The following is a 9231-nucleotide window of genomic DNA, read 5'->3' as shown; positions in this document are numbered from 1 at the left end:
CAGATTACTTCAAAGAAAACAAAGTACACGAATAAAAAATAAAGATTGGATAACGGTTATTCTAAATCTTCTAAAATTGAATCTAGTTCATTTTCCGATAAATCAACTAAGTGAAAGTCGGTAGCACTATAAAATGAGGAATTGGTGGATATTGAATCTGTTAGGTATAAGCGGAGGTTATTCAGATAAGTTTCTGCAAGGTTATCGATAGTCTGTCGATGATGAATCTGCTGGCTGTAAGACCAGTCTACTTGCAAGCATTCACTTTGGATGCGAGCATTAATTGCTAATAGGTGGGGACGTTCTTGTTCAGCAAATAATCCTGTTCCTGTGGGAGCATTGCTGATATTGAATAGGTTATTGCTTTTTGACAGGTTGTCAGTTGGCCCTAAATAATTGAAACTAATGCCAGTTGGTTGTACAGTGTCTAGCATTTCCTGTAAAGCTTGATTTTGGCTGATGTAACGCAGCAACCCGAAGCTGATACCATGATGGGGAATTCCTCGTAATTGGGTTTTAATTTCTTTAAGCAACACATCCCGATCTGCGCTTTTGATCGGTTGTTTCAGAATAATTGGATACAGGGATGTAAACCAGCCAACTGTTCTCGAAAGATCCAATTCACTGGCTAGTTCTTCTCGTCCATGTCCTTCTAAATCGATCCGCCAACTATCCGATTTGTAAGTGTAAGTTAGGGTTTTTAGTAATGCAGCTAGCATGATTTCTTGTACGCCAGCATGATAGGTGGCGGTTGCTTGTTTGAGAAGAGTATTTGTTTCTTTTGGGGACAATTGACAAGATATTATGGCTGTACTATCTACTGTGTTGCTTCCAGGGATGATTGGATAATCAACAGGTAATGGGGTGACAGAAGTAGAGAGAATATTTTGCCAAAATGGAATGTCTTTAATGAATTCATTTGAGTCAGCCAGAATTTGCAAAGATGTAGTCCACTCTCGATAAGAGGATGTTTTCGGAAGTAAGGAAATAGGCTGGTTATCTATAGCTTGTTGGTAGGCTTGGTTTAAATCTTCCAGCAGAATCCGCCAGGATACCCCGTCTACAATTAAATGATGTCCGAAGAGAAACAGAACGTTTCCATATTCGGTGATATTTGTGGCATATAACACTCGTAACAACGGCGGGCGGTCTAATTGGAAACTCCCGTGTTCTGCTTCCACGATCGCACTTAAAGTATTTTGCTGTATTTGGGGCGGATAGTTGCTAAAGTCTTCGAGCCGCAACGGGGGACTTTCAGCCAGCCCAGAGTAAGATTGCTCCCATCGTCCTTGATGTTCAGAGAATTTTAATCGCAAAACATCATGGTGAGCAACCAAAGCATCTAATGCGATCGCTAATGCATCGATTTTCAATGGTTCTTTAATATTCAAAGCGATCGCTTGGTTCCAATGATGCGGATGAGTCCAATTTTTAGCAAAAAACCAATGCTGGATGGGTGACAGAGCAACAGTACCAGTTAATGGCTCATCAGGGCGGCGAGACTCACCTAGCGCTAATGGTTTGGCTCTCGCCGCTAGTCGGGACAGGGTTTGAGCTTCAAATATGTCTTTGGGGCTAATCTCCCAGCCAGCAGCACGGGTACGAGAAACGATTTGCAAGCTCACGATCGAGTCTCCCCCCAACTCGAAGAAATTATCATCGGGATTGACGGTTTCTAGCCCCAACACTTCTGCCCAGATTTGGGCTAATATCTCCTCTGTTTGAGTTTTTGGTATGGTTGGGGTTATTGGTATTTCGGGTGCGGGAAGGGCTTGACGATCGATTTTGCCGTTGGGGGTGAGGGGCCATTGTGTGACTAACATCACTGCACTGGGAATCATATAAGCTGGTAAAACCTCTGCTAAATAATCCCGTAATTCGTTGGTGGTAGGTGGGTTTTCCTTGGGTGTGAGAGCATAAGCTACTATCCGCTTGCGTCCTGGCATATCTTGGCGCAGGATCGCCACTGCACTGTCTACCGTGGCGTATCTGGTTAAAGCAGCTTCAATTTCCCCTAATTCAATTCGATAACCGTTAAATTTTACCTGAGCATCTTGCCGACCCATAAACCGGATGTTTCCTTGCAAGTCGTAAACGCCGCGATCGCCTGTTTTGTAAAGTCTAGCTCCCGGTGTTTTAGCTAAGGGATGGGGTATAAATGCCTCTGCTGTTAAGCTGGGGCGATGTAAGTAGCCTCGTGCTAAACTGATTCCTCCAATATAGATTTCCCCAGTTACACCCAAAGCCACTGGTTCTAAAAAGGAGTCCAGGAGGTAAATTTCGACATTAGCGATTGCTTTCCCAATGCTGGGTTCACCGAGTAAATGGGAACAATTCATCAAGCTGGCGCAGACTGTTGCTTCTGTGGGGCCATAGGCGTTAAAACAGGCACGTTTTTCTCCACCCCAGCGCCGGAGTAAATCACCAGAAGCTGCTTCCCCAGCCACAATCAGGGTTTGCAATTGCGGTAAATTTGTAGGTTCAATGGCGGCTAGCAGCGACGGGGGAAGGGTGACATGAGTAATTTGCCAATTGGTTAATGCTTCCCAAAGAGCAGAATTAGGAGAACGATTTGCTTTTTCTTGCAGATATAGAGTTGCGCCGCCACCCAAGGCCATAAAAATCTCAGAAATTGCAGCATCAAAATTCAGAGAAGCAAATTGATAAACGCGACTCTCGGCTGTGACACCAAAACTCGCAGTTTGATTGCATACCAGATTTTGAATACCTGCATGAGACACTAAAACGCCTTTCGGTTTACCTGTAGAACCAGAGGTGTAAATAATGTAGGCGAGATTCTCTGCTCTAAGTTTTAAATTAGGACGATTAGGAGCATGAGGTATTGAAATTCCCCCCTGATCTCCAATAATTATCACTTTAATATCACCTGGAAATAACCCTGGTGGCGGGGCTTCTTTTGTGAGAATCAGATGAGTTTGGCTATCTTCTACAATGAATTGCAGACGCGTTTCGGGATAGCTGCGATCCAGGGGAAGAAATGCTGCCCCCGCTTTCAATACGGCCAGCAGGGCAATAATAAAGTCTAGATCGGGGTGAAAATATAAACCTACAATTGATTCATAGCCAATGCCAATTGATATTAAGGTAGCGGCTAATTGATTGGCACGTTTTTCTAATTCACCATAGGTAATTGCATCATCGCCACAAACTAACGCCACAGAATTAGGATGTAAATCTGCCGAGTCTTCAAACAACTGATGAGCCGTGCGGAAATCTCCCCAAATAATAGCATTAGTATTTCTTTCATTGCTCATCTGCTCTTGTGCTGATAAAGCCTGGATTTTTCCCAACACAAAATCCGGGTTTTCAGCCAGATTGACCATAATATTTCGCAGTCGTGACAGGAGAACTTCCGCGGCTGTTGCAGACAGGAATTTTGTTTGGTAATTCAGCTTTAACAGCAATCCATTATCTGGAATTACACCGACTGTCAATGGGTAATTAGTTCGTTCATAAAACTGGATATTATCAACTCGAAAATGCTGCCCCTGCTCTTTTAAACTTTGGTCAACTGGATAATTTTCAAAGACTAAAATACTCTCAAATAATGATTCTCCCGCTGCCAAGGGAATTTCCTTTTGAATATCCGTCAGTTTACTATATTCGTATTCTCGCATCTGTACATGATGCTGTTGAATGTTTTCTAGCCAAGCGGTGACGGTTACTGTTGGATTGAGATGAACTCGCATCGGTAGGGTGTTGATAAATAACCCTACCATATTTTCAATTTCGGCAAGTTCCGGCGGTCGTCCAGAAACGGTAACACCGAATAGTACATCTTCTCCCGCACCATGTTTTTGTAAACAAAGTCCCCAAGCACCTTGAGCTACAGTATTCAGTGTTAGTCGATGCTTTTGCACCATCTTTTGTAATTTGGCAAATTCTGCTTGACTTAGGCGTAATTCTACTTCCGCATAGGCAGTTAAATTAGTTACTAATTCCTCTTCTGGTAGTTGCCAAGATAGGCGAGTTGATGTGGTGATATCATGCAGAGTCTCCTGCCAAAACTGCTTGGCTTCTTCACGATTTCGAGTTGCTAGCCACTGAATATAATTACGATAAGGTGGAATGGGAGGTAGAGAATGGGGAACTCGTTGACAGGTTGATTCATAAATAGCCAGAACTTCTTTAAATATTACTGGTAATGACCAACCATCAAGAATGATATGGTGATGACTCCAAATCCATTGCCAGGTAAAATTATCTAACTGAACGACGCTAAACCGCATCAATGGGCATCTATCCAATAAAAATCCATTTTGACGATCTTCTATCAGATATTGCTGAAGTTTATCCTCTTGCTGTGAAGGTGAGAAATCGCGCCAGTCTTGTTGTAAAATAGAGAATTGGATAGATTTACTAACAATTTGCAGAGACGAATCTTGATTGTCCCAAACAAAGGCGCTACGTAAAATTGGATGTCTATCTACGACGGTTTGCCAAGCAAAATCAAACTTGTCAACATCGAGTTTACCGATAATTTTGCCTGTTACTTGTTCAAAGTAAATTCCCTCTTCTGGGTTATATATAGTGTGAAATAGCATCCCTTCCTGCAAAGGAGATAGGGGATAAATATCTTCTAACTTGGAATATTTTTCTTGTAGAATGTCTATATAAGATTGGGGAATCCTAACTAAAGCGAAATCTGAAGGTGTATATCTACTTATACCTATATTTGTACAATGGTTGAGGATATTTAGCAGATTTTGTTGAAACTCGCCAGCCCATTTAACAATTGTTTCTTGGTTATGCAAGCTGGAACTATACAACCAATCAACGCGCAATTCTCCTTCAATGACAATACTGTTAATATCAATGATGTGGGGGCGCAAACCTTCAGGATTTCGTGTTACTTCTATGTCTTCATTCAGTAACTGGAATAACTTATTTTTGCCACTTTCGCTTCGCACTTGACCAAGATAATTAAAGCTAATGGGTGCTGGGAAAGCTTCAGCAAAACTATTAGCTGTTTCGTTATTGAGATACCTTAAAAGACCATAACCAAACCCTCGCTGGGGAATGGAACGCAGTTGTTCTTTGACGGTTTTAATTATATCTGTCTCTAAATTACTGGCTGGCAATTCTAAACGCAGAGGATAAAGAGTAGTAAACCAGCCAAGGGTGCGAGTAATATCTAAATCTGAGGATAATTCTTCTCTACCATGCCCTTCCATGATAATTTGCAATGTTTGCCCTTGGGTAATATTCCTCAAAGTTTTACCTAAAGCGGCGATTAATAATTCTTGGGGTTGGGTGCGGTAAGCTTTATTGGCTTTAGTAAGAAATATCTGAGTTTGTTCTTTGGTTAATTTCAAGGAAACTGTTTTAACAGATGACTCTAAGTTGTCTGTCAAAGAGTTGGCGAAATCTAGAGGTAATTTCGCAGTTTCTCCTTTGATAGTATCTAGCCAAAACTGTGTTTCTGCTTGGATATCTGTTGAGTTGGCAAAGGTGTGGAGAAATTGACTCCACTGCTGGAAAGATGTTGGAGGTGATGAAATTTGGCTACCACTAATTGCTTCTACTAAATCCTGAAGCAAAATCCGCCAAGAAACGCCATCAACAATCAAGTGATGAATAACTATTAAGAGCCGAGATAGGCGATTTTCTCCTAGATTAAACCAAACAGCACGAGCCAGGGGGCTGTTAGTCAAATCAAGCGATCCCTGTACTCGTTCCCCAACTTCCCGCATGGTAATATTTTGTTCAGACTCTGTTTCGAGAGCTAAATCAACTATTTCCCAAGAAAAGGCGGCTTCGTTTTCTGTATAAAACTGTCGCCAAACTCCTTTGTTTTCTTGAAATCTTAATCTCAAACTATCGTGATGTGAGGAAATAACTTGAATCGCGGCTGCAACTGTTGGCGCTTCTAGGGATTGATGGACTTCCAAAAGTATGGCTTGATTCCAATGATGAGGATTGGGAAGATTGAGGTTAAAAAACCATTTTTGGATGGGACTGAGGGGAACTTCACCTGCAACTATAGTGGTAGGTAATGCTGGCGATGCCTGCGGCGGGCGTTCGCCTAGCGTCTCGGAGAGAAGCCATCGCATCATTTGCGCTACAATAGCCAACCGTTGGACTGTTTGTTCCTGAAATATTTCTTTTGGCGTTAATATCCACCCTTGGCGACGCATTTCGTTGACGACTCGCAACGCCAAGATAGAATCACCACCTAAATCGAAGAAATTATCCTCAATCCCTATAGAATCCAAACCTAAAACTTGCTCCCAAACGCGACAAATTACCTTTTGAGCATCAGTTTGTGGTGGTATTAAACTGCGTCTAGCAGTAGCTTGATTCCAATCTGGTGCAGGTAAAGCTTTGCGGTTAATCTTCCCTTGGGCAGTCAAAGGCATAGCATCCAACAACATAAAGGCTGCCGGAATCATATAATCGGGTAAACGCTCTTTTAGGGCTGTCCGCAACTGATTTTGATCGATTTGACCATTCGGTACAACATAAGCTACCAAACGCCGATCTTTTTCAGCTTCTGAGCGGACAAGAACTACCGCTTCTGCTACTTGTGGAAGTGCGGCTAAAGCAGCTTCAACTTCCCCTAATTCAATGCGAAAACCGCGTACTTTCACTTGCAAATCGCAGCGTCCCAGATATTCAATATCGCCATTGGGCAAGCGTCGGGCCAAATCCCCTGTACGATAGAGTCTAGCTCCCGGTTGTTGGCTGTATAAATCGGGAATAAACCTTTCTGCTGTCAATGTTGTGCGGTTGAGATATCCTCTAGAGACACCCATACCACCCACATAGATTTCTCCTGGGACACCAAACGGTGAGGGTTCTAGGGCATCATCTAGTATATAGAGAGATAAGTCTGGGATGGGTACACCAATGACGCTACCGCGATTTTGTGAAATATCCTCTTCTAGAATGGGACGATAAGTAACGTGAACGGTGGTTTCTGTAATCCCATACATATTGATTAAACGCGGATAGCCATCGCCGTAGCGTTCTATCCAAGGTTTGAGGCTTTGTAATTCTAATGCTTCCCCACCAAAAATAATTGCTCGTAAAGCCAGTGTGTCTGCAAATTCTCTATCAGCTCGAATAAGTTGGCGAAAGGCGGAAGGAGTTTGATTGAGGATAGTAACGCCTTCTTGTTGTAAAAGGGTGCGAAAGGCTTCGGGAGAACGACTTTCTAAATAAGGAACTACAACTAGTTTGCCACCATATACCAAGGCTCCCCAAATTTCCCAAACTGAAAAGTCAAAAGCGAAGGAGTGAAACAGTGTCCACACATCATTTTCATTAAAGTCAAACCATGCTGCTGTATTTTGCATGAGTCTGACAACGTTGTTGTGAGTGACTACACAACCTTTTGGCTCTCCTGTGGAACCGCTGGTATAAATAATGTAGGCTGCTTGATTAGGGAGAATTTGGGAAGCAAAGTTTACATTTGGTGAGAATTCTATCTTGTCAATCACCAATAATTCCGTTCCCACCACCGGAATTGCAGATACCAAAACTTCTGCTGTTAACAACAAAATAATACCACTATCTTCCGCAATAAAACGTAGGCGATCGCTCGGATATTGAGGGTCTAGCGGTACATAAGTACCACCTGCTTTGAGGACTGCAAGTAAGGAAATTACTAACTCTGCACTCCGTTCTAGAAAAATGCCTACCCGTGTTTCGGTAGTTACTCCTTTTTGTTGTAAAACAGCAGCTAGTTGGTTGGAGCGTTGGTCTAATTCTTGATAAGTTAATTTTTTGTCTAATGTAATCAGAGCAATTCTATCGCCATGAGTGCGGGCGCTTTTAATAAAAAGTTCAACTAAATTTGTTGGCTCGAATTTTGTATATTCTGATGTATAACCTAAGGCTAAAAGTTCCTGTCGTTCGCTGGTTGTTAACAGAGGTAAAGCATTAATGCTAAGATCAGGGGCACTAACAGCAGCGATTAATATTTGTTGATAATGAGTTAGTATCCGCTGGGCTGTTTCCAGTGTAAACAAGTCGGTATTATATTCCAGTGCTACTAGCCATCCCTCAGCAGCAGGTTCTAACATCAAACTGAGGTCGAATTTCGCACCACCATTATCTATATAGATGGGTTGAACGATGACCCCTGGTAGCTGAATTTCGCCGATGGGTGCATTTTGCAAGGCGAAAAGGGTTTGAAAAATGGGTGAACGACTAGGGTCACGCTTAATTTTCAGTTTCTCTACCAGGAGTTCTAAGGGGACATCTTGATGAGCGTAAGCTTCAACGCAGGTTTGGGATATTCGGCGCAGAAGTTGGCAAAACGAAGGTTGTCCAGAAAGATCGCCGCGTAGAGGTAAAGTATTAACAAAACAACCAATGAGGCAATCAATTTCACTACGTTTGCGATTAGCGATCGCAGTACCGACTATAATATCGGTTTGACCAGAATAACGAAATAGTAAAACTTGATAAACTGCCAATGCCACCATAAAAAAGGTAGCACCTTCTGATTTTGCTAATGCCTCTACAGAGGCAGTGAGAAATGCTGACAGAGGTTCACGCAACACTGCGCCATTAAAAGTTTGTGATGCTGGACGTAATTTGTCTAGGGGTAAATCAAGCACCGGCAGAGGTGATTTTAGTACTTGTTCCCAGTAAGCTAATTGTTGTTGAATTGACTCTGCTTGCAGCCAGTTTTGTTGCCATTCAGCATAATCGCCGTATTGAATTGGTAATGCTGGCAAAGAAACTTGTGAACCTTGAACAGCTGCACTATAAAATTCGGTCAGTTCCTTAACAAATATTCCTAAAGACCAGCCATCACTGATAATATGATGTAGATTCATCAAGAGAATATACTCTTGTGCTGATATCTCATACAAAGTCGCTCTCATCAATGGCCCTTTGACGAGATTGAAGGGGCGACGAGATTCTGTTTTTAAGATTATTTTGAAGTTGTCTGCTTGTTTGTCTAAAAATGATTCTATTATTTTATATTCGAGATAAAATTCCTGTTCTGGATGAATTAATTGAACAGGTTCCCCATTTTCTAAAGCAAACGTTGTTCGGAGAGTTTCATGGCGGTTGATAATCTCTCGGAAAGAATCTTCCAGCGCTACTCGCTCAAGATTACCCAGTAAACGCAAAGCGATCGGAATATTATATGCAATGTTACCAGAAGAAACTATTTCCTGATACCAGAGTTGCCTTTGAGAGAGAGATAGAGGCAATACATAAACTTCCATAAATAAAATTCGTTTCTGAATA

The 9231-nt window shown here is 42.1% G+C and carries 1 protein-coding gene; it reads right to left on the bottom strand.

Annotated features, from left to right (window positions below; all coding sequences use genetic code 11):
- Window positions 1-56 precede the first annotated feature (56 nt).
- Entirely contained in the window at window positions 57-9209 is a 9153-nt protein-coding gene (locus ACM0OY_RS14110) for an amino acid adenylation domain-containing protein (protein ID WP_414569467.1), read from the bottom strand.
- Window positions 9210-9231: the final 22 nt, after the last annotated feature.

It is taken from the genome of Nostoc sp. CCY 9925, assembly GCF_963920935.1.
Taxonomy (GTDB): Bacteria; Cyanobacteriota; Cyanobacteriia; order Cyanobacteriales; family Nostocaceae; genus Nostoc.
The sequence above is the reverse complement of the archived record's forward strand: the minus strand, read 5'-3'. Positions and strand labels throughout refer to the sequence as shown.